Genomic DNA, 23,511 nt, shown 5'->3' with positions numbered 1-23,511 from the left:
CCCGCATGCGCGGGGTTCTTTCTCGGAAGCATGCGAGGCTATTAGCCGCCCATCGCCCGAACCATGGTAATCATGACGCCCGCCGCAACCGCCGAGCCAATAACACCGGCCACATTGGGGCCCATGGCATGCATCAACAGGAAGTTGTGCGGGTTCGCCTCCAAACCAAGCTTGTTGGAAACTCGCGCAGCCATCGGTACCGCGGATACACCTGCAGAGCCGATCAGTGGGTTCACCTTGTTCTTGCTCACCATGTTCAACAACTTGGCCATCAATACACCGGCCGCCGTACCGATCGCGAAGGCCACAATACCCAGCGCCAGGATACCCAGGGTTTTCGGATCGAGGAATTTGTCCGCAGCCAGCTTCGAGCCAACAGAAAGTCCCAGGAAGATGGTGGTGATGTTGATCAGTGCATTCTGTGCGGTATCGGACAAACGAGAAACCACACCACATTCGCGCATCAGGTTACCGAAACAGAACATACCCAACAGTGGCGCGGCATCCGGCAGGAATAGCGCAACCAGAATCAGCAGCACCAGCGGGAAAACGATCTTTTCGCTTTTGCTCACATGACGCAGCTGAACCATTTCGATGCGACGCTCCTGCTCGGTCGTCAGCGCACGCATGATTGGGGGCTGGATCAGTGGCACCAGGGCCATATAGGAATACGCCGCTACCGCGATCGCACCCAACAGGTCTGGAGCCAGCAGGCTGGATACGTAGATCGCTGTAGGGCCGTCTGCACCACCGATAATACCAATGGCTGCCGCATCCGCGATGGAGAAATCCATAATGCCCATGGCAGACATGCCAACCGCGCCGAGCACCGTTGCAAAAATACCAAACTGGGCGGCCGCACCAAGGAACAGGGTGCGTGGGTTCGCAAGTAGCGGACCGAAGTCCGTCATTGCACCTACGCCCATAAAAATCACCAACGGTGCAACACCGGAAGCGATGGCAACGTTATAGAAGTTGTACAACATACCATTGGAAAAGCCCGCGTCCGACGCAACCTGAGCGGCGCGTTCCGCAGCAGCCGCCGGCGCGTTTTCAAACGCCACTTTGAGGCTTTCCATCGACTCAAAGCCGCTGAGTCCAAGCGCCTGTGAAAGTTGCGCTAGCACTCCGGCATCGCCGGAATACATTGCCGCTTCCACCGCTGGCAGCGCCAGGTTCGCACCGGGAATATTCGCCAGGATTCCGCCGAAGCCGATCGGCACCAGTAGCAGCGGTTCAAAGTTCTTACGAATCGCCAGAAACAGAAGACCCAGGCACACCACCATCATGGAGAACTGCCCGATGGTCATCTGGTTTGCTCCAGATGACAGCCAGAGATTTGCTAAATTTTCCACTGTGGCCTCCGTTACGCGATGGTCAGCAGGTCGTCGCCCACCGCCACGGAATCACCCTCTTTCACCGTGACACCGGTCACGCTGCCTGCGCGGGGTGCGCTGACTGCGGTTTCCATTTTCATGGCTTCCAGTACAACGATGGTCTGGCCTTCGACAATCTGATCACCAGGCTTCACCAGCACCTTGAAAATATTGCCGGCCAGTGGTGCTTTTACCGGCTCACCGGTGCCTGCGGCCACTGGTGCGGCGGCAGCGGCAGGTGCTGCAATCGCTTCGCCACCGACTTTGACCATTCCGGTAACATCGCCACCATCGGCAACCGTCACGGTGTAACTCTCCCCTTCCACAGACACGGTATAAACGCATTCGCCCGCATCGTTTTTCACTTCGGAGCCTTCGTTGCCGGTGGGGACTGGCTCGAAGGCATCCGCATTACCGCGATTCTTGAGGAACTTGAGGCCGATTTGCGGGAACAGTGCGTAGGTCAGTACATCATCGATTTGACCTTCACCTGCCGTGAGTGCGATATCGTCTTCGGAGGATTTTTGCAGCAATTCTGCAGACAGCTTGTCCAGTTCCGGAGCAATCAGGTCCGCTGGGCGACAGGTAACCGGCTCACCGCCCTCCAGAACCTTGTCTTGCAGCTCTTTATTTACATTCGCAGGCGTCGCGCCGTATTCGCCTTTCAGCACGGCAGCGGTTTCTTTGGAAATTGATTTGTAACGCTCACCGGTCAGAACGTTCAATACAGACTGGGTACCAACAATCTGCGAAGTTGGGGTAACCAGCGGGATGTAACCCAGGTCTTTGCGCACACGCGGAATTTCTTCCAGCACTTCGTCCAGGCGATCACCCGCGCCCTGTTCACGCAGCTGGTTTTCCATATTGGTCAGCATGCCACCAGGTACTTGTGCAACCAGGATTCGAGAGTCAACACCACGCAGGGAGCCTTCGAACTTCGCATATTTCTTGCGCACCTCACGGAAATACGCCGCAATTTCCTCAAGCAGGTTAATGTCGAGACCGGTATCGCGATCGGTGCCTTCCAGAATTGCTACCACCGATTCAGTGGGGCTGTGACCATAGGTCATGGACATGGAGGAAATCGCGGTATCGATATTGTCGATGCCCGCTTCCACGCACTTCAGTGCGGTCGCGGTAGACAGGCCGGTAGTCGCGTGGCATTGCATGTGAATTGGAATGTCCACTGCGGCTTTCAGTTTGCTTACCAGCTCATAGCCCTCATAAGGACGCAGCAGGCCGGCCATGTCTTTAATGGCAATGGAGTCCGCACCCATATCCTCGATCTGGCGCCCCAGGTCTACCCACATATCCATGTTGTGGACCGGGCTTACGGTATAAGAAATGGTGCCTTGCGCATGTTTACCCTGCTTCTTTACTGCAGCCAGTGCCGTTTTCAGGTTGCGCATATCATTCATCGCATCGAACACACGGAATACATCCACACCGTTGGTGGCCGCGCGCTCAACAAACTTCTCCACCACATCGTCTGCGTAGTGACGGTAGCCAAGAATGTTTTGGCCGCGGAACAGCATTTGCTGCGGCGTATTGGGCATCGCTTTTTTCAGCTCGCGAATACGCTCCCAAGGGTCTTCACCAAGGTAACGAATACATGCATCGAATGTCGCACCGCCCCAAGACTCGAGAGACCAGAATCCGACCTTATCCAACTTTTCTGCAATCGGCAGCATGTCGTCCAAGCGCAGACGGGTCGCAAAAAGTGATTGGTGGGCGTCGCGCAGGACTACGTCGGTAATCCCAAGCGGGGATTTTTTAGCTAAAGAGTTAACCTCAGTCATAGCTGATCTCTCTTCGAAAATTGATCTTGGAAAAATGAATGTTGTCGTTATGTGCACCGGTGTAAACCGATGCGCTCATTATGTGAAAACTATTTACGACGATTGCGGTGTTGTTTAACGGCCTCTTCGATGATTTTACGAAGACGCGCGTTCCCGGCTGCCGATGACGCAGCGGGTGCAGATGACCGAACGGCAGCGGCCTCAGCCTCGGGGAAGAAACGAGTCATCACGCGTGACATGATGGTGGTACAAATCACCAGCAACAGCAGAAATGTAAATACAATGCCCATGCCGAACAATGTGATGTCCAGGCCCTGCTGCATTAATGCTTCTTGCACGGTTTATCCCTCGTTTTTTGTAAATTATTGATGCGGTATTTCATACCGATGATTGAGCGGGCGATATTATCGGTAAAAGAACCTTTCAAAATCAAACACTTATTAGTTACAGAAGCAACCAAGAACCCCTATAAAAGCGTCATTTTCGACCATTTTACCTGCCAGATCTGACCATCTATCTTTTTCACACCTGAGGATTAACAAGTTTGCAGGACCAGCCAAACCGCATTGCACAATAACTAACCAATGCGCGGAATTTCTCGTACAATAGCCACCCTGTTGTACCGCAATGCCACGCTATTTCATGACCACAGAACCCGACTCCAAGCCAACTGCACCTTCCACCCCTGCTCCACTTATCTACCAGGCTCCGATGGAAGGCGTCATAGACCACCACGTGCGTGCCCTGCTGTCGAAAATTGGTGGGGTGGATGTCTGTGTTACGGAATTTGTCAGGGTTACCCAGACAAAACTCCCCCGACGGGTCTTTACCCGCCTTTGCCCGGAGCTAGACCGGGGCGCACAAACACCTTCCGGTATTCCGGTGCGCCTACAGCTGTTGGGCGGGAACCCAGAAGCTATGGGGTATAACGCAGCCCGTGCGGTGGAAGCCGGAGCAAAGGCTATCGACCTCAATTTTGGTTGCCCTGCAAAACAGGTCAACAACAGTGACGGCGGCGCTTGCCTGCTGCAGTCTCCGGCACGGGTAGAAGGTATTGTGGCCGCGGTGCGCAAGGCGGTACCCGACTCAATACCAGTAACGGCAAAAATCCGTCTCGGGTTTAACGACCGCAGCTCCTATATGGATAACGCCCGCGCCGCCGAGGCTGGTGGTGCTTCTGAACTGGCAGTACACGCCCGCTCCAAGGTCGATGGTTACCGGCCACCGGCCTACTGGGAATACATTGGTGAGATTCGCCAACAACTGGGTATCCGGGTGATCGCCAATGGCGATCTGTGGACACTCAAAGACTTTCTGCGCTGCCGCGAAGTTACCCAGTGTGATGCGTATATGTTTGGCCGCAGCCTGCTGGCGCGCCCGGATATCGGCCTGCAGATTCGCGCCCTGTGCGCGGGCGAGGAAGTGGCACCCATGACGTGGACTCAGGTGGTTGGAATACTCCACGAGTACTACATCACCACCAAAGATCTCTACCCGGCCAAGTATCTGGGCAACCGGGTCAAGCAGTGGTTGGCCTACCTGAAGCTCAGCTTTCCGGAAGCGCAAAGCTTCTTTGAGCAGATCAAACGACACCGGGACCACGACATCATCGAGCAGGCGTTTGCCATGCACCTGAGTACGCAGCCCAACACACCGGCAACTATGGATGCAGAAAACGCCGCCTGAGCCCCTGAAACAGGCCCTTCACACCGCACATTCCCGAGCTTGCAGAAAAAGTGAAAAAACTGCTTGCATTGGAGGAAAAGGCGCGGCATGATGCGCGCCCTATCGAGCTGAAGCAAAGGTTTCGGCCAACAGCGAAAGCTCGGTAACTTGCGGATTTTAAAAGAGTTTTTAAAAAATCTTTTAAAAAAAATGTTGACGAAGCCAAGGCAAGTCACTATAGTTCGCAACCACAACGACGCGCTCGTAGCTCAGCTGGATAGAGTACCTGGCTACGAACCAGGCGGTCGGAGGTTCGAATCCTCCCGAGCGCGCCATACAAGAAGCCCCGAACTCGAAAGAGTTCGGGGCTTTTTCATTTTGCCCATTTCAAATTGCTCTCTCAAACCCAACCACGACTCCCCCGTCAGCTATCCTTAATCAGACACCGGTCAATAAAACCTCTGCCCCGAGGCGCCACGCACCCAATACAAACCGGCGCACCAGGCATTGAACAAAACGGTTACTGAATAACAAGCATTACAGGGGGCTGTATGACCACTGAACTGATTGATCTCGTTGACGCACGCGTATCACCTACGGGTCAGTTCGACATCCTTTCCAAATACGAAATCCACAAACTTACCGACACCAGTCGCGGGCCCGAAAATCTCATTTTTCGCAACTGCGCCCTCGCGGTTCTGAATTGCGGAAACTATCAAGATGACGGCAAGGAGCTCCTTGAGCAATACGCCGACTTCAGTATTTCCGTTATTCCAACAGAGCGCTCGGTCAAACTCAAAGTCTGTAACGCACCAGCAGGTGCGTTTGTCGATGGCCGCATGATTCAGGGCATCGCAGAGCATCTCTTTGCCGTGCTGCGAGACATCATTTATGTCAGAAGCGAGATTACGGGAGACCCACGCTACGACCTGGTATCGGCGCAAGGGGTCACGGATGCGGTATTCCACATCTTAAGAAATGCCGGCACCTTCGACCGCGCCCGTGCGCCGCGTCTGGTCGTATGCTGGGGCGGGCACTCCATTTCGCGTGCAGAATATGACTACACCAAGACGGTGGGCTATGAGCTTGCCCTACGCAGCCTCGATATCTGCACGGGCTGCGGCCCGGGGGCCATGAAAGGCCCAATGAAGGGTGCGACCATCGGCCACGCCAAGCAGCGGGATCGTGACGGGCAGTATCTCGGCATCACCGAGCCGGGCATTATCGCTGCTGAGGCGCCAAACCCGATCGTCAATCAGCTGGTCATCATGCCTGACATCGAAAAAAGGCTGGAAGCGTTCGTACGTACCGGGCACGGTATCGTTGTGTTCCCGGGCGGTGCAGGCACCGCCGAAGAAATTCTCTACTTACTCGGCATTCTTTTGCATGAAGAGAACAAGGATCAGCCCTTCCCGCTCATATTTACCGGGCCAGCCAGTGCGGAAGAGTATTTTTTCCAAATCGATCAGTTTATTGGCGAGACTCTCGGTGAAGAGGCACGCTCCCGCTATCAGATCATCATCGATGATCCGCAAGAAGTTGCGCGGCAGATGTCTGCAGGGATCTTAAAAGTGCGCCAATTCCGCAAGGAAACCGGCGACGCCTACTACTACAATTGGCAGCTCAAGATTTCCACGGAGTTTCAGCGCCCCTTTACCCCGACCCACGAAAACATGCGCGATCTCGCCCTGCACAATCACCAGCAGCCATACTTACTTGCCGCCAACCTGCGCCGCGCATTCTCCGGTATCGTTTCAGGTAATGTGAAAGATGAAGGCATCCGCAACGTCGAAAAGTATGGCCCCTACGAACTCCGCGGTGATCCATCCCTAATGCAGAGTATGGACACGCTGTTAAATTCTTTTGTAAAGCAACAACGTATGAAGCTTCCAGGCACAGCGTACAAGCCCTGCTATCGGATAAGTGCCGAATAAATAAGAAGCGGGTGGAGGGAAAATCGAAGGACGGATTTTGGACAAGACCGGCTATCAACATAAGCGGCAGTTAGCGGAAAGGACGATAGCCGTGGGGATCTCGAAGATCCCCTATCGATGCAAATCGAATCGATCCAACTGCATTACTTTGCCCCAGGCCGCAATAAAGTCCTGTAAAAACTTATCCGCGCCATCGTCACTGGCGTAAACCTCAGCAAGCGCGCGCAGCTCAGCATTGGAGCCAAAGACCAGATCCACCCGGGTGCCGGTCCAGCGCGGCTTGCCGCTATCCCGCTCTGCCCCCTGATAGAGCCCGTTACCCTCGGTCATGGGTGACCAGACAGTGGACATATCCAGCAGGTTGACGAAGAAATCGTTGGTGAGTGCACCCGCCCGATCGGTAAATATGCCGTGCTGGCTGTCATCAAAATTGGTCCCGAGCACCCGCATGCCACCAACCAGCACCACCAGCTCTGGCGGTGACAGCGTCAGCAACTGCGCGCGGTCAATTAATAACTGCTCTGCGGGAATTTCGATATCGCCCCGCAGATAATTACGGAAGCCGTCTGCAATCGGTTCGAGGTCGGCAAAGGAATTTTCATCGGTTTGCTCCTGAGTCGCATCAGTACGGCCGGGTGCAAAGGGCACGCTGGCGGGGTGTCCGGCATCCGCTGCGGCTTTCTCAATCGCCGCGCTACCGCCGAGTACAATCAGGTCCGCCAGAGAAACCTGCTTGCCGCCACTGGCGCCGGAATTGAAGTCAGCCTGAATCGATTCCAACGCCGCCAATACCTTGGCAAGGGTATGCGGCTTGTTGACCGCCCAATCCTTTTGCGGTGCCAGGCGAATACGAGCACCATTAGCACCACCGCGCCGGTCAGAACCACGAAAGGTCGATGCAGACGCCCAAGCTGTACTCACCAGGTCACCGATGGAGAAACCGGAAGCCAATACCTTTTTTTTCAGCTCGGCAATGTCACTATCATCAACCAACGTGTGATCGACCATGGGTACCGGATCCTGCCATATCAATGCCTCATCCGGCACTTCGGGCCCCAAGTAGCGTGCACTGGGTCCGAGATCGCGATGGGTCAATTTAAACCAGGCGCGGGCGAATGCATCGGCAAATTCATCCGGGTGTTCGTAAAAGCGTCGGGAAATTTTTTCGTAATCCGGGTCTGCGCGCAGTGCGATGTCTGTGGTCAGCATCATCGGCGCATGGCGCTTGTTCGAGTCATGGGCATCGGGCACCGAGTTGGCTCCCGCACCATGCTTGGGCTGCCACTGGTGCGCGCCTGCCGGGCTTTTGGTGAGTTCCCAATCGTACCCAAACAGATTCCAGAAGTAGTTGCTGCTCCACTTAGTGGGCGTGCTAGTCCAGATAACCTCCAATCCACTGGTGATGGTGTCATCGCCTTTGCCCGTACCAAAGCTGCTGTGCCAACCCAGCCCCTGCTCTTCCAGTCCCGCAGCCTCCGGCTCGGGACCAACCAATGCAGCGTCACCAGCTCCGTGGGTTTTACCAAATGTGTGGCCACCGGCGATCAGCGCCACCGTCTCTTCGTCGTTCATTGCCATACGGCCGAAGGTGTCGCGAATGTCCTTGGCCGCAGCTAGCGGGTCGGGGTTGCCATTGGGGCCTTCGGGGTTTACATAAATCAAACCCATCTCCACCGCGGCCAGTGGATTTTCCAGGTTGCGATCACCGCTAAAGCGGGTGTCCGTCAACCAGGCTTTCTCATCCCCCCAGTAGATGTCTTTCTCCGACTCCCACACATCCTCCCGGCCACCAATCCTCGCTGGTCGTACCGCCACCGGCTGCATGGCCAAAAGGACATTTAGTTGCTGTCATGTGCGTCACTCCATCGACGGGCTGAGAAATTTGCTCAACTATAGCCAAGGAGTAACGGAGCGGGCCTAAACAATAACCGCGGGCTCAGGCTGTCCCTTCACCGCATTGCGATAGACCAGTGTGACGCCATTGGCGACTTCCGCCCCGGGGCGATCTTCCACGCCAACCGCAGCGCTGGTCACATACATATCGGTAAAATCCTCACCGCCAAAGGCCGGGCAGGTGGTGCGAATAACCGGTGCTTCCAGCGCCGCGATTTCCCTGCCACTTGGGTCGAAGCACTGGGTGCGCGCGCTGTCCCACAGTGAGGACCACATGTTGCCCTGCCCGTCCATCACTGCGCCGTCGGGTATCAGTTGCTGTACACTCAGGTTCACAAAGACTTCGGGGTCGCCCACAGGCCAGCCATCAGCGGTATCGAGTAATACACGGTAAACGGTATGTTTTTCGGAGTCCGCGTAATAGCCGTAACAGCGTTCGCGGTCAAAGCAAATGCCATTGGGCACGGTCATCCCTGACTTGAGGCGACGCAGTTCACCCTTATACCAGCGATAGAGGCTACCCTGATCAGGCTCGCCATTCATTCCCATGGTACCGATCCAAAACCCGCCCCAAGGGTCGGCGCGACCGTCGTTACTGCGATTGCTGGGCATATCGGCTTCCAGCGCACACAGCAGGGTCTTCTCACCGGAGTTCAAATCCATCAGGTACAAACCACTTTCACAGGCAATTAGTGCGCGATTGTGATCCACCCAGCCGATGGCGGAAGGCATTTCACCCATATCCCAGGATTGCGTACCTTGAGGCCCCCTGGCCAACACTTTATTGTTCAGCACATCTACCCAGTACAGGGTCTTGCGCTGCGGATGCCACAGAGGTCCCTCGCCCAGACTACATATGCGCTCATCAAAAACTTCCGCCACAACGGTTCCAGCACCCGAATTCATATTGGATGCATTCGCAAGTGGATCTCTCATGTATATTCCTCAAACGCACAAAACTACTAAATGTCCTAGCTGGGCATTGACCATGGTGCTTGCGACAATACCCATTTGAGTAGACGGTCAGGGTTGACAGAAATAACCCAGCGGTCAAAGAAACTTCCATTCGGTAGCAGCTCGTCCATCGAAAAGTTACTCAGGGTGGGTAGCAGCCAGTATTCTTGACATCGGCTGGCGTTACAAATCGCTTCCACTGAAGGGTAAGGGTTGCTTGCTCACCTCTTGTGGGTCAAACGGTAATTTCTTCGGATCCACGGGCGCAGTATAAATTTCTACCGTCTCGGGACGCACATTTTCGAGGCCTGTGAGAGCAGGCCCCGGCGTTGCGTCCAGGCGATTGGGGTATTTTTTAATCCACAGTTCGTGGCGCTGCCGCTGCCGGTTGAACATGCTCTTTACATGAAACTGCTCGATCATCTCGCCATGCATTTCACGCGGGTCGGTAAACAGGTCGTAGAACTCGTTTTTTGACAAGCCCACTTCGGCATTTTTCCAGTCCCGCTTGAAACGCCCCTTTACGCCAGCCGCCAAATTTGGCCCCTGGTAAATCATCACATAGTCGCGGCGACTGAACCCGTCCCCGTTCAGGAACAGCGATGTCTGGTCCACCCCATCGATAATCCGGTCCCGCGGTATATATTTCTTGGCACCGGCCAGGTTGGCGAAGGTGGTATACAAATCGGTTACATGCAATATATCCCCGACAATCTGCCCGGGCTTAATGACCCCCGGCCAGGTCGCTAACATGGGCACCCGTACCCCGCCCTCGGTAAAATCTCCTTTGCCGCCGCGATATAAGGTTTCCACCATTCCCCGCGGGCCGTAGTGGATAAACGGACCATTATCCGCCATCACAATCACCAAGGTGTTTTCCGCAACCCCCTGGCTCTGCAAGTGTTCAAACAGTTTGCCGACAAACGCATCGAGCTTGACCAACCCTTCCGCGCCTACGTTTTTATTCGCCGTAAGCCGCTTTTTCTCGCGAGGATCTGGAAAGAACGCCGTCAAAATCGGCTGATAGGAAATGAAAAAAGGTTTTTTGTCGGCGACACTCTTGTCGATAAAGGCCAATGTTCGCTTTTGCGCCTCGGTCTCAATATCCCAGTAATTTTTGATATCCGGTGGAGGGCCCCACTCTCGGCTGGGACCACCCTTGGTGCCCTCGATGGTCCACACCACACCGCGGGGCTGGTGAGATTGATCGAGATCGTATTGATCCTCGCCATGCAGATCCGGGTAGAGTCCGGTTATCACATTTGCCACTTCCGCCTGCGGAATCCACATGGAGGGCACCTGGTTGTATGGCGTGAAAAAGGCCTCATCGTAACCCTGTTTATGCGCGTAACTGAACTCGGTATCGCCGAGATGCCACTTGCCAAAGAACGCGGTGTTGTAGCCCGCCTTATCCAGCACCTCGGCAATCGTCACTTCTCCCGCATCCATCCCCGAGTATTCCACTGGAAACGACACCGTATGCATGCCACTGCGCACCGCATAACGCCCGGTCTGGAAGGCCGCGCGGGTCGGCGTACACGCGGGCTCCGTATACATACGCATAAAGTTGATGCCGTCATTCGCCATTTGGTTGATGTTCGGCGTCTTGAACCCGCGCACACTCTGAATGGCCGGGATGCCCACCTCGCCCAGCGCGGTGTCGTCCCACATGATGTGCACAATATTCGGCGGCGTACCGTGTTTTTCTCGCAGCTCTGCCAAGCGCTGATTCAGCTGACGATCCTCCTGCTGCCAGCGCTCACCGAATTGCGCTTCGAGAATGTAATGTTCGGCGTCATGCACGATCGGATCCGATACCGCGGAACCGGATACAGTAAAAAAAGTGGAAAACGTGAAAAAAAGCAAAAAGAACTGCCGCTTGCAAGGCATATGAAGCACCGTATCGATAGTCGCAATACGGTGAATATAGAAGCTAATTCAGCAAGAGCCGTATATCAGCCGTAAGTGGCACCTTTGTACTTGCCACACATCTGGTCTCGCATCTGTAGATTTGACACGTCGAAGCACATAGACTCAACACACTCGAAATTTCAGCCTATGTGGGAAGGAAAATAATGAAAACAGCAGGCATCTCAATAACACTAATACTGGGACTTGTACTTGGTTACTTTCTTCTCGCACCGGTGCCTATCACCCCCCAGGCGTGGCAGGCCCCCGCCAACCCGGGATATAGCGGCAAGTTTGCGGTCAACGATAAGCTCGCCCAGCTGGACCAGATCGACATTGGTGAATGGACTGGTCCGGAAGACGTGGTGCTGGACAACCAGGGCCGGATCTATGTTTCAGTACATGAGGGCCGCATCCTACGGCTCAGCGCAGATGGCACTAACCATGAGGTGTTTGCTGAAACCGGCGGTCGCCCGCTTGGGCTGGCATTTGACCAACAGGGAAACCTGATTGTGGCTGACGCCTTCCTGGGCCTGCTCTCTATCAGCCCTACCGGTGTACAGACCCTGCTCACCAACAAGCTTGGTGAATCTCCGATTCTCTACGCGAATAATCTGGATATCGCCAGCGACGGCACCATCTACTTCACCGATGCCTCAATGAAGTTTGGTGCCAAGCAGTGGGGTGGCAGCTACCCCGCCAGCCTGCTAGACCTGATGGAGCATGGTGGTCACGGGCGCGTGTTGAGCTACTCGCCTGCGGACAACAAAACAAAATTGATTTATCAGGGGCTGAATTTCGCCAATGGCCTGGCACTGGCGTCCGATGAGCTATCCGTGCTGGTCAATGAGACCGGTAACTACCGGGTAGTGCGAGTGGGTATCGCCGCGAACAATCGCGGTGCACTTGCGGAAGTAATTGGCGAGTTACCGGCATTCCCCGATAACCTGAACCGTGGACTGGATGGAAAATACTGGGTCGGTCTGGTATCGCCGAGAAACCCGCTGCTGGACAAAATATCCGGCCGCCCCTTTTTACGCAAAATCGTGCAACGCCTGCCCCAGTTTATGCGCCCCAAAGCCACCTATTACGGCCACGTCATAGCGATCAACGAAGCAGGTGAGGTCTTGCAAGACCTGCAAGACCCCTCTGGCGGTTATGCCACCACCACCGGCGTATTTGAAACACCAGACTACCTTTATGTCGGCAGCCTGCTCTCAGAAAACTTGGGGCGCATGCAAAAAAACTAGCAATACCGATTACCGGCGAAAGGGATTCAGTAACGCGGGCGCTCTGAGCAGCCCGCCCAAGTCCCACTTTCGCTTCGCCTTCGTTGCGCCGCCCTCACCCTGGGCATGCAGCAGGCGAACCAATGCCTCCACATCCCCTCCTGAAAATTTGAACGGTGCGAAAGTGTGGACTAACGGTCACAAATATTTCGACAAATCTAGAAATATAGTTTACAAGCGGAAGCGCACTCACTACAGTTCAGGCATGGAACATCAAGACGCTGCCAAAAAACTCGCCGAGCTGGGTCACACCACTCGCCTGGCCATCTATCGCCTGCTGGTAAAAGCGGGTCCGGAGGGTCTGGCAGTAAGTGACATACAGCAGGCGCTGGACGTCCCCGGCTCAACCCTCTCCCACCACATCAGTCGCCTGGTGAACGCGGGACTAATGAGTCAGGAACGCCAGGGCCGGGTACTGCGCTGTGAAGCCTGTTTCCCCGCGCTCAGTGCGCTGGTGGGCTATTTGGCTGAAGAATGCTGCGTTGAGCAGCAAGGCTGTTGCGACTGATCGCACGCCTCGCATGGAGTTTCTTGCACCCGTTTTTTTTCACACATATTTCGATATTTTTAGAAATATCAAAATCTAGACAAAAACGTGACAGATACACATACAGATAGATACAGATAGATACAGATAGATACAGATAGATACAGATTAAAGGTGACCACAATGCTTCCCAACCACACGGCCAAGAATATTCAACACAGGCTGCAACAGGTTTCGCCGACCGACGTTGCACCAAAAATCCTGGTGCTATTTGGTTCCCTGCGCCCCAATTCACACACGCGCAAACTGGCGGACGAAGTGATGGAAATGCTCGAGCAATTCGGTGCAGAAGCCCGACTGTTTGACCCGCGCGACCTGCCGACTTTCGATGGTGAAAGTACGGATCACCCGAAGGTGCAACAACTGCGCGAATGGTCTGAATGGTGTGATGGCCAAGTTTGGATCAGCCCCGAGATGCACGGCAACATGTCGGCGGTATTCAAAAACCAGATCGACTGGCTGCCGCTAGATCAATCCGCAGTGCGTGCCACTCAGGGTAAAACCCTGGCGGTGATGCAGATTACCGGCGGCTCGCAGTCCTTTAACGCGGTAAATAATATGCGCATTCTCGGCCGCTGGATGCGTATGTTTACCATCCCCAACCAGTCGTCTATTGCCAGGGCTTGGCAGGAGTTCGACGAAGACGGAAAGCTCAAAGACTCCGCCTTCCGCGACCGTGTTATCGATGTACTGGAAGAGCTAGTAAAAACCACCATACTGATGCGTGGCCAGAGCGATTATCTAACCGAACGCTTTAGCGAGGCCAAGGCCGCGCTGTCAAAGCAAGCCGCGGACGCGCTGAAAAAACAGGTAGAAGCCGCCGGCGCAATGGATGTTAAACGCAGCGCTTGTTGCGCTCCCAAGATTGCGCCTGCCACGGTTGCTCCGCAAGCTGCGCAAAAGTCCAGTTGCTGTGCACTAAAGGGCCCCTAGCTGCTGTTAACGACAGGGCCAATCCGCACTAATTGACAGCTAAAAGCGACCGCCCCAATCGTGTCCTCGTTAAGCTGCCCCCGCCACACGGCGAGCGGAGAGTACCATCACACCAACTTCCTCCGCGGCGTGTTATTGTGGCAAGAGAAACGTTAGCCAAGATAGAACAAATACCCTGCCACTAATGACTATTGAGACTGCCTACCACAGGGGCAATTTTCGGGCCGCCAACCATCTCTCAACCCTACTGGAAATCTGGTACAGCCAGCGGGAAGAGCGGCAGTGGGTTCTGGGCACCGTTTTCAAGACTGCCGGCTCCAGCTACCGCAAGGCCGGCTCAATGATGCTGTGCGACGATCTTGGGCGTTATTTTGGGCTGCTGAGCGGCGGATGCCTGGAGTCAGATATCCAGCGCCACGCGCGCAAGGTCCTCGCCACCGGCAAGGCCACAACCATCCGCTACGACGGCAACGACGAAGATGACATTTCCTTTCAGTTGGGTATTGGCTGCGGTGGCGAAGTCGACATCCTCCTCCAGCCCATTCACGAAGAGAATAATTTTCTGTGCCTGGACGCGCTGAGGGAGCAACTTGAGCAACGCCAACCACTGCTCTATCGCCAGAAGATTGCACTCAATGGCGAGAGCCAGGCGGAGCTTCGGCCCCTGGTCGACGCCGGTCAGGAATCCGGCATTCCGCTGAAACGCCCCATGCTCATCGAAACCGACGGCGAACGCTGGCTGAACACACCAATTCAACCAAGGCCACACATCCTTATTGTGGGTGGCGGCGTTGATGCCCGCCCCATGGCCCAGCAATTCAACGCACAGGGCTGGAAAGTGAGCCTGTGCGACCCGCGCCCCGCCAACGCCCGCGCCGCCTACTTCCCGGACTGCACTGCGTATCGCTGCCATCCAGATGCGCTGGTCGATCTGATGGATCTCGACTCGGTAGACGGCGTAGTCGCCATGAGCCACAACCTGAATATAGATGCCGCGGCGATACGTATTTTCCACCAACGCCCGATTCGATATTTCGGACTGCTAGGGCCGACGAGCCGCAGAGACCGGGTATTGTCGCTCAGCGGCCTGTCTACCAGCGAAACCGACCGCCTTCTGAGCGGCGTACTGCGCGCCCCGATCGGGCTCGACCTGGGCGGCGAGCTTCCGGAAAGCATTGCCCTGGCCACCTGTGCCGAAATCCACAGCGTATTGCACGGGAAATCTGGCCGCGCATTGACCAATGCATCACGGGAGAATGCTTCGCGGGAATTTGATGCACGCAGTGACGCGCACAACCAATCACTGGTACCTGTGTGAAGCTGCTCGCCGAAAAGCCCGCCCCAGAGAAACTAGTAACGGTAATACTCGCAGCCGGTGCGGCCAGCCGTTTTGGAACCTGTAAACACTTGCTCCAGCAGAGCGGCAAGACCGTACTGCAACAACGGGTAAAATCTGTGCGGAGTGCCGGTCTGCAGGCCCCTTTGATCATTACTGGGGCCTGGCACCAGGAAATTCAGCGGGCGCATCCGGACTTTGACCTGCACTTGAATCCCAACTGGCAGCAGGGCCTGGGCAACAGTATTGCGTTTGCCATTAGCCAGCTTCCCGATTACGCGGAGGCGATTTTGATGCTGTTGGGAGATCAGGTGGCGGTCAGCGTGGAAGATATTCAATCACTCTGGCAGCAGTGGTCCGAGCGACAAGAACTCGTATGCGCACATTATCGCGGCGCACCCGGGGCACCCGCGATATTTCCGCGGGCACTATTTCCCCAGTTGCTGCAGCTCAGCGGTGATAAAGGGGCCAAGGGGCTACTGAACAAACACGCCGGGAAGATGATTCCCATGGCCAGCGCCGCCATCGATATTGATACGCCACAAGACTGGCAGAATTGGCAGCGCGCGCAACACACAAATAACGATTACACAAATGGAGAAGCAGTATGGAACTGACCATCAATGGCAAAGTTCACCAGGTCGATGTGGACGATGATACTCCACTGCTGTGGGCACTGCGGGACGAACTGAAAATGACAGGCACCAAGTTTGGTTGTGGTGCCGGCCTGTGCGGTGCATGCACCATCCACATCAATGGCAACCCTGCGCGCGCCTGCCTAACCCCAATTGCCGCCGCCAAGGGCGCAAAGATCACTACCATCGAGGGTCTCAGCGACACCGGCGACCATCCGTTGCAGCAGGCGTGGGTCAAGCACAACGTGCCTCAGTGCGGTTACTGTCAGAGCGGCCAGTTAATGTCAGCTGCCGCCCTGCTGGCCAATAACCCAACCCCATCAGAGAAAGAAATTGATAGCGCAATGAGCGGCAACCTGTGCCGCTGTGGCACCTACCCGCGCATCAAAGCGGCTATTCAGGATGCTGTGCATTATTACAACGCCAGCGAGCAACAAGAAAAGCAAGGAGGCGAATAAAATGACGGATAACACAAACGCAATTTCACTCGTAGACCGCCGCCGTTTCCTCAAGCTCGCCGGTGTAAGCAGCTCCGGCCTGATTCTCGGGGCTACCCTACCCAATTTCCAGCCGGCGTGGGCCGACATTGCCGGTACTGCGGCCAAGGACAAGTCCGCAGCACCGTTAAACCTGTTTGTCAGTATCGCCAAAGACAATACCGTTTCCATCGTGTGCCACCGCTCGGAAATGGGCCAGGGCATCCGCACCGGTCTGCCTCAAGTGGTCGCCGACGAACTGGAAGCCGACTGGGATCTGGTGGAAGTCGTGCAGGGACTCGGCGACAAGCGTTACGGCAACCAGAATACCGACGGCTCGCGCAGCATTCGTAATTTTTACACCACCATGCGCACCATGGGCGCCAGTGCCCGCACCATGCTGGAACAAGCCGCCGCGCAGTTATGGTCCGTGCCCGCGAGCGAATGTCAGGCACGTAAGCACCGCGTACACCACTCAGCCAGTAACCGCTCTGCGAGCTTCGGCGAACTGGCCGAACTGGCCGCCACCCAAAAAGTACCGGCAGAAGATACCCTCGTCCTGAAGACGCCGACAAACTTCAACTATATTGGCAAGCCCGTTGCCACCTACGACACCCCAGCAATCGTGCAAGGCAAGGGTGTTTTTGGCCAGGATGTCATTCTCGAAGACATGCTGATTGCCAGTATTGAGCGCGCCCCCGTGCTTGGGTCCAAGGTTGCCGCGGTGGACGATAGTGCTGCCCGCAAGATTTCCGGTGTCGTGGCAATCGAAAACATGGATGGCGGTATTGAACCGCCGCTATTCCACCCCCTCGCCGGTGTTGCGGTAATTGCGACCAACACCTGGGCGGCCATGAAAGCCCGCAGGGCACTCGACATCGAGTGGACCGACACCAGCCACGCTAGCCACGACAGCGCGCCTTTTATCGAAACACTGAAACAGCGTGTGCAGCAGCCCGGTAAAGTCGTTACCAAATATGGTGATGTCGCTTCCAGCCTTGCCAGTGCAGCCTACAAGCACAGTGCAACCTATTCGGTCCCCTATCTCGCACACGCGAGTATGGAACCACCAAGTGCCACCGCGGTAGTGAAAGACGATCACTGTGAAATCTGGGCCTGCGTACAGGTACCCCAGGCCACACAGCAACATGTCGCCAATGCGCTCGGTCTCACTCCCGAGCAGATAAAAGTCAATGTGACACTGCTGGGTGGTGGCTTCGGCCGTAAATCCAAACCGGACTTCGCGGTTGAAGCCGCACTGTTGGCAAAGAAAATGCAGCGCCCGGTAAAAGTCGTTTGGAGCCGTGAAGACGATATTCGCCACGATTACTTCCACGCGGCCGCCGCCTCGCATTTTGAGTCCGCCATGGATGACGATGGCCAGGTGACTGGCTGGCAGCAGCGCACCGCCTTCCCAACCATTAGCGGCACCTTTGCGAATGGCGTAGAGCACCCGAGCAACGGTGAACTCAGCCTCGGCTTTGCCGACATACCTTTTGATATTCCTCACCGCCAATGTGAAACCGCGCCCGCAGAATATGAAGCACGTATCGGCTGGCTGCGTTCCGTGTCCAATATCCAGAATGCCTTTGCTGTATGCAGTTTCGCCGATGAGCTGGCACACCTGCGCAATCGCAAGCCGGATGAATTCCTGCTGGAGTTGATTGGTGAGGACCGGCACATCGACCCAAACCAAGGTGACTTTGAGTACGGGAACCACGGTGCCAGCCTGAAAGACTTCCCGCTGGATACCGCGCGCCTGAAGCAGGTACTGGCAGTCACCGCCGCGAAAGCAGACCTCACGCAAAAGGGTGACCACGTACAAAAAGCGGGGGAAGGCTGGGGTATTGCCGTGCACCGCAGCTTCCTGTCCTACGTGGGCATCGCCACCAAAGTAGCGGTGGAAAATGGCCGGGTAGCGATCAAGGAAATGCACTGTGTTGCGGACGTAGGTCTGGCGGTGAACCCGGATCGGGTGGAATCACAGATGGAGGGTTCCATGGTGTTTGGCATGAGTCTGGCTCTGATGGGCGGGATCAACATGGAGAAAGGTGCGGTAACCAACAGCAACTTCCACGACTACCCGTTGCTGCGCATGCAGCAGAGCCCCAAGATGAGCGTGACCTTAATGGGTACCGAGCACGCACCGGCGGGCGTGGGTGAACCCGGAGTACCGCCAGTTGCGCCCAGTATTACCAATGCCATTTTTGCCGCTTGCGGCGAGCGCATCCGCGACCTGCCGGTAAACAAGCATTTGCAATTGGTGTAGACCATACGCTACTTCAAGCCGGCAAAATAAAAGCTCGAACAGTCACGTCAGCGGTACTTCCAAGTGCCGTTGACGTGACTTTACCGCCCACCAAAACTCCTGCTTTCTCAAATCTGCCCCACTGGATCTCAGGCGGCCTGATTACCCAGCTGTTGCGCAGAGATACTTTGCGGCAAGACAAACCAGCGCAGCGCTTCGGCCGCATCCGAGAGTTCCAAGCGATAGGTCTCTCCCTCGCGGTCAGTACGCAACAACTCCCGCTCAGCTTGCGCCAGTAGCTCGGCAAAAGAGGTGTCGACATCCGCACTTGCTGCGGCCGTCGGTTGGGCGAAGTCCAGTGTATTCAAACTCACTTCCGGCGAAAGCGCCTTCTTCTGGTAACGCCAGGTTCCGTTAGCAGTATCGAAGTAGTAGTACGGCAGCAGCTTCCAGCCGTGTTCCGCCACCAGCTCAATAGCGCGCAACAGGTACTCGAAGGTTTCTTCATCAATAAAATAATTAAAGTTCAGCCGTACCCAGCCTGGCCGCAATACCATATTTCCCTCGAGTAGCTGTGCTTCAATCGCCTTACTCTGCTGCATGCTCATGCCGAGCAGGCTATGACCATAGGGCCCAGCACAGGAACAGCCACCGCGGACCTGAATACCAAACAGATCGTTTAGCAACGCAACCACAAAACTGTAGTGCAAATCTTGCTGTTGATACTTCACCTTGAGTGAAACAATGGAAAGACGCGGGGCCTCGGTATTGCCCAGGATTTCGATATTTTCGTGGTCTTCCCAGCGCTCCATAGCACGCGCAACAAAGTCCGCTTCACGACGTTCAATCTCGTCCGTACCGACATCCTGCTGCAACTTGAACACCAGGCCGGCACGAATAGACTCAACAATTGCCGGGGTTCCGCCTTCCTCGCGGCGCTCGCAATTGGTCAGGTAGCGGTGATCTTCCGGCGTAACGTAAAGCACCGTGCCACCGCCGGGGACAGCCGGAATAGGATTTTGCAATAGGTGCTTTTTCACTACCAGAATGCCTGGGGTACCCGGCCCACCCACAAATTTATGGGTGGAAATAAACACGGCATCCAGGCTCGAGTCCCCACATTCGTTCTGCTCGCCGGCCATATCGATACCCACATAGGGCGCCGCCGCAGCATAGTCCCAGCAAGAGATGGCGCCATACCGGTGTAGCAAGCGCGATACCGCAACCGTATCCGTTTTTAGTCCCGTCACATTGGAGGCGGCTGAAAAGCTGCCCACTTTCACTGCTCTGTCCTGATACCGAATCAGCGCAGCTTCTAAAACAGCGAGGTCCAGAACACCTCCTTTGGTCAAAGGAATCGTGACCAGATCCACATCGCATTCTCGCCAAGGCAATTCATTGGAGTGGTGCTCATAGGGGCCAATAAAAACGACCGGGCGCTGCACACCGGATGCAGCCTGGCTGTTTTTAAATCCCAGAATATCAATGAGCTTGTTGATTGCCGCCGTCGCGCCGGACCCGCAAAAAATGACCTGATCACCCGCACCGCCATTCACTGCAGACCGAATCTGCTGCCTCGCCTCTTCTCTTAACCGCGTGGTTTGGGCGCCGGTATAGGAGGTTTCGGTGTGGGTGTTCGCGTAATAGGGCAACACCTGCTCTCGAATAAAGTCCTCGATGAAGTCGAGGGCCCGGCCGGAGGCCGTGTAATCTGCGTAAACGAGCGGCCTTTGGCCGAAACAGGTGGTGATCTGGGTACGTTCGCCAATGACCGACTGGCGAATCTTCTCAAGTAATACGTCGTGCACTGCGCCCATTATTCTTTTCCTAAACGATGTAAATCGGGGCAAATTGTAGGGTTCAGCGCCTGAAACATTGCTTCTAAATGTTCGACCAGAGACCCCAGAAACGGCACAAAATGCCATATTTCCTTATTTTACAGCACAAGGTTTCACAGCCGGTTAAAAATTCGCTAAAGTGGCTCATACCCCCACAAGAGATCCACCGGACAGGTAGCAGGCAAAGGAAACAATATGAGTGAGCTGAAACTCGATAAGCAGGACCGTTCGATCCTCGAGCTGCTGCAAAGAGATGCTGGGCGGTCCGTCGGTGACATCGCCGAGCAAGTCGGCATCTCCAAGTCCGCCTGTTGGCGACGTATCCAAAGGCTCGAGAAGGAACAGGTGATTCGCGAACGGGTAACCCTGCTGAACCCCGAGAAGGTCAACCTGCCCCTCACCGTATACATCTCTGTGCGTACCAACCGCCACAACGATGCATGGTCCAACCGCTTTCGCGAAGTCGTCGCCAGGATTCCCGAGATATTGGAAGTGCACCGGATGAGTGGTGATCTGGATTACTTGGTCAAAGCCGTGGTCACCGATATGCCCGGGTACGACCGCCTGTATAAGGAGCTCATCAAGGCAGACCTGTTTGATGTGAGCTCCAGCTTCGTGATGGAGACAATGAAGCAGACCAGTCAACTGCCGCTGCACAATCTGTAGGACGGCTTCAAATGCGCGATAGACAAATAAGCCGAAAGAGATAAATTCATCAATGGCGTCATGCACAATCCGGCTTTAAAGTTCGTGGAAACACTCCGAACTATCTATCTTCCCTTTACTAGATCAATAACCCGCCGTACCGTCTACGAGTTGCTGATAAAACCCCTGTTCTAAAGGTTCATAGGTATTAAATTTAGGCTTTAACACATAGATCCGATCACTACATTTATCCAAGTGATACGCTTCTTTTTTCAACTTACTCTTAAACAGTTTAAAGGTAACGGTGGTTTGGGCACTCTCTTGCAGGCGTACAAATATCGGGCGAGCATGGGCAGGCAACTCCTTTCGCACAAAAGTAGCAAAGGATTCCACATCAAACTCCACGCCCTCCGCCAATGTCAGTGCCACCATACCAGCCCGACCCTCGACTCCCGGTACTTCTACACCGTAAACATTGGCAATATCCACCTGCTCACAGGTATTGAGAACTTCCGCCACCTCATGAGTGGAGACATTTTCTGCCCGCCAGCGGAAGGTATCGCCCACCCGATCGACAAACTGAAAATGCGGTATACCCATCGCAAAGCCCACATCGATCTGGCGGATTAAATCACCAGTGTTAAACCAACTATCACCTTCTTTCTTCACATTACGGATAATCTTTTCTTCCGACGCATCACGATTTTTGTAACCATCAAAGCGGTACTTATCGTTGATTTCAGCAAGCAATAGACCCTGCTTCCCAAACTCAACCTCGATAAGATTCCCTAGAGGATCTCGCACCAGTTCATCATTATCCACATCGTATTTAGCCAGCATCAACGAAGCCGCACTGGCGCCGATAGTACGGTCTTTATTCAAAAAATTCATGAAAACCGCATTGCCTTCGCTGGACCCATAAATTTCAGCAATTCGATCTACTTTAAAGCGCTGCCGGAACTGATCCCACACGTCTGGCCGTAAACCATTACCCATCATCGTTTTGATCGGGTTGTTTTTCTCTTCCGGGCATTCCGGCTGCATGGTCAGGTAGCGGCATAATTCCCCGACATACACAAACAGGTTAGTCCGGTACTCCTGCACCTCACTCCAAAACTTACTGGCGGAAAACCGGCGCCGTAAAAATATTGACGCACCGGAGACCAGAGCGGAACCAAACCCCGGCCCCAGACCGGTAATGTGGTACAGAGGGAGACACATATAAATACGATCATCAACCTTGGCCTGCAATCCCGCCGCATTATAGGGAACGGCCGCGGAGAGAAAACGGCGATGATAGATCACCGCTGGCTTAGGCAAGCCAGTTGTTCCTGAAGTATAGATATATAGCGCCTTTTCCCCAGCCCGAATATCCGCCGTTTCAACGGGATTTGATTTCGACATTGTTGGCACAACAGCACTGAAATCAACACACCAGTCCGGCGCAATTGCGGAATCTGATTGAATAGGATCATCGTGCAGCCAAAAATAATCTTTATCGGCCAATTCCAATTCAGATCGAACGTCTTCAATGGCCCCCAGCACTTCCTCTCCAACCAGAATTTTCTTTGACTCGGCAACAGTTACGCAGTGCGCCAATGGCTTTCCGCGCAAGCTATTATTGATCAATGCAGCGGTGGCTCCAATCTTAGCCAAAGCCAATACCGACGCTAAGAGTTCAATACGATTATCAAGAAATACAGATACGACATCTCCGCGCTGGACGCCCAGGCTCTTGATCCCGTGCGCGAACTGATTTACCAAGCGATTAAATTCTCCCCACTTCAGTTCACGCCCTTCAAAAATTATGGCCAGCCTATCCGAATACTTTTCTGCTGTCTTTTCAAACAAAAGCCCCATAGATTGAAACTCATCATCCGCGGGAGGTTTGTAAATAAACAAAGTTGGGGCAACCTTCAAAAACTCTTTAATTACCCGACAAAACTCTTTCAATTTTTTCATGTTTCGCTACTCGTTAAACCTAACCAATTCAAACTTAGAAAATCTATTCGAACTGCTAAAACTACGAACCTGA

Annotated in this window: 17 protein-coding genes, 1 tRNA gene and 1 pseudogene; 11 read left to right on the top strand and 8 right to left on the bottom strand. The window is 54.7% G+C overall.

What is annotated here, in order from left to right:
- Positions 1-41: 41 nt before the first annotated feature.
- The 3 genes from LCM31_RS11035 to LCM31_RS11025 form a co-directional block, all read right to left on the bottom strand.
- A complete protein-coding gene (locus LCM31_RS11035; RefSeq protein WP_222227789.1) occupies positions 42-1,355 on the bottom strand; it encodes a sodium ion-translocating decarboxylase subunit beta in 1,314 nt (437 codons plus the stop codon).
- Positions 1,356-1,366: 11 nt separating this feature from the next.
- Positions 1,367-3,175 carry a sodium-extruding oxaloacetate decarboxylase subunit alpha gene (gene oadA, locus LCM31_RS11030; protein WP_224870074.1) on the bottom strand — a complete coding sequence of 603 codons (1,809 nt, stop codon included), beginning with the start codon at positions 3,173-3,175 and terminating at the stop codon, positions 1,367-1,369.
- A gap of 89 nt (positions 3,176-3,264) precedes the next feature.
- Positions 3,265-3,513, bottom strand: coding sequence for an OadG family protein (locus tag LCM31_RS11025; protein ID WP_224870072.1), 249 nt, complete (start codon positions 3,511-3,513; stop codon positions 3,265-3,267).
- Between the two features lie 304 nt (positions 3,514-3,817).
- On the opposite strand from LCM31_RS11025, the gene LCM31_RS11020 reads away from it, so the two are divergent.
- The 3 genes from LCM31_RS11020 (at position 3,818) to ppnN (ending at position 6,774) form a co-directional block, all read left to right on the top strand.
- Positions 3,818-4,861, top strand: coding sequence for a tRNA dihydrouridine synthase (locus LCM31_RS11020; RefSeq protein ID WP_224870070.1), 1,044 nt, complete (start codon positions 3,818-3,820; stop codon positions 4,859-4,861).
- 237 nt (positions 4,862-5,098) lie between these two features.
- Positions 5,099-5,175 (top strand) — tRNA-Arg (locus tag LCM31_RS11015).
- Between the two features lie 216 nt (positions 5,176-5,391).
- Entirely contained in the window at positions 5,392-6,774 is a 1,383-nt protein-coding gene (gene ppnN / locus LCM31_RS11010) for a nucleotide 5'-monophosphate nucleosidase PpnN (RefSeq protein WP_224870068.1), read from the top strand.
- Between the two features lie 111 nt (positions 6,775-6,885).
- Here the strand turns inward: ppnN and katG are convergent.
- The 3 genes and pseudogenes from katG to LCM31_RS10995 form a co-directional block, all read right to left on the bottom strand.
- Positions 6,886-8,565: pseudogene (katG, locus tag LCM31_RS11005) on the bottom strand (catalase/peroxidase HPI); the annotation flags it as partial.
- Between the two features lie 126 nt (positions 8,566-8,691).
- Positions 8,692-9,603 (bottom strand): SMP-30/gluconolactonase/LRE family protein, encoded by a 912-nt coding sequence (locus LCM31_RS11000; protein WP_224870066.1) that lies wholly within the window; start codon positions 9,601-9,603, stop codon positions 8,692-8,694.
- A 201-nt stretch (positions 9,604-9,804) separates the two neighbouring features.
- Positions 9,805-11,424 (bottom strand): sulfatase-like hydrolase/transferase, encoded by a 1,620-nt coding sequence (locus LCM31_RS10995; protein ID WP_224870064.1) that lies wholly within the window; start codon positions 11,422-11,424, stop codon positions 9,805-9,807.
- Positions 11,425-11,696: 272 nt separating this feature from the next.
- Here LCM31_RS10995 and LCM31_RS10990 point away from each other — a divergent pair, with 272 nt between their 5' ends.
- From LCM31_RS10990 to LCM31_RS10960, 7 genes are all read left to right on the top strand, one after another.
- Positions 11,697-12,779, top strand: a complete 1,083-nt coding sequence (locus LCM31_RS10990) for an SMP-30/gluconolactonase/LRE family protein (protein ID WP_224870062.1) — start codon at positions 11,697-11,699, stop codon at positions 12,777-12,779.
- A 244-nt stretch (positions 12,780-13,023) separates the two neighbouring features.
- The gene (locus tag LCM31_RS10985; protein WP_222227733.1) at positions 13,024-13,326 is read left to right on the top strand and encodes an ArsR/SmtB family transcription factor; all 303 of its coding nucleotides are present in this window, start codon (positions 13,024-13,026) and stop codon (positions 13,324-13,326) included.
- 162 nt (positions 13,327-13,488) lie between these two features.
- Positions 13,489-14,298: an arsenical resistance protein ArsH gene (gene arsH / locus LCM31_RS10980; protein ID WP_224870060.1), complete on the top strand. Its 810-nt coding sequence runs from the start codon at positions 13,489-13,491 to the stop codon at positions 14,296-14,298.
- Positions 14,299-14,482: 184 nt separating this feature from the next.
- Positions 14,483-15,616: an XdhC family protein gene (locus LCM31_RS10975; RefSeq protein WP_224870058.1), complete on the top strand. Its 1,134-nt coding sequence runs from the start codon at positions 14,483-14,485 to the stop codon at positions 15,614-15,616.
- Complete coding sequence (locus tag LCM31_RS10970) at positions 15,613-16,251, top strand: nucleotidyltransferase family protein (protein WP_224870056.1); 639 nt, start codon at positions 15,613-15,615, stop codon at positions 16,249-16,251. Before LCM31_RS10975 ends, LCM31_RS10970 begins: the two co-directional genes overlap by 4 nt.
- Positions 16,242-16,727, top strand: a complete 486-nt coding sequence (locus LCM31_RS10965) for a (2Fe-2S)-binding protein (RefSeq protein ID WP_224870054.1) — start codon at positions 16,242-16,244, stop codon at positions 16,725-16,727. The genes LCM31_RS10970 and LCM31_RS10965 overlap by 10 nt, the downstream gene beginning before the upstream one ends.
- A gap of 1 nt (position 16,728) precedes the next feature.
- Positions 16,729-19,014, top strand: coding sequence for a xanthine dehydrogenase family protein molybdopterin-binding subunit (locus tag LCM31_RS10960; protein WP_224870052.1), 2,286 nt, complete (start codon positions 16,729-16,731; stop codon positions 19,012-19,014).
- 128 nt (positions 19,015-19,142) lie between these two features.
- Here LCM31_RS10960 and LCM31_RS10955 read toward each other — a convergent pair whose 3' ends face one another.
- A complete protein-coding gene (locus tag LCM31_RS10955) occupies positions 19,143-20,810 on the bottom strand; it encodes an aminotransferase class V-fold PLP-dependent enzyme (RefSeq protein WP_224870050.1) in 1,668 nt (555 codons plus the stop codon).
- Positions 20,811-21,026: 216 nt separating this feature from the next.
- Here LCM31_RS10955 and LCM31_RS10950 point away from each other — a divergent pair, with 216 nt between their 5' ends.
- Positions 21,027-21,497, top strand: coding sequence for an Lrp/AsnC family transcriptional regulator (locus tag LCM31_RS10950; RefSeq protein ID WP_224870048.1), 471 nt, complete (start codon positions 21,027-21,029; stop codon positions 21,495-21,497).
- Positions 21,498-21,620: 123 nt separating this feature from the next.
- Here the strand turns inward: LCM31_RS10950 and LCM31_RS10945 are convergent, their stop codons facing one another.
- Complete coding sequence (locus LCM31_RS10945; RefSeq protein ID WP_224870046.1) at positions 21,621-23,438, bottom strand: long-chain-acyl-CoA synthetase; 1,818 nt, start codon at positions 23,436-23,438, stop codon at positions 21,621-21,623.
- Positions 23,439-23,511: the final 73 nt, after the last annotated feature.

Source organism: Microbulbifer agarilyticus (genome assembly GCF_020171345.1).
Taxonomy (GTDB): domain Bacteria; phylum Pseudomonadota; class Gammaproteobacteria; order Pseudomonadales; family Cellvibrionaceae; genus Microbulbifer; species Microbulbifer agarilyticus_D.
This window is presented reverse-complemented; position numbering and strand designations above follow the sequence as displayed.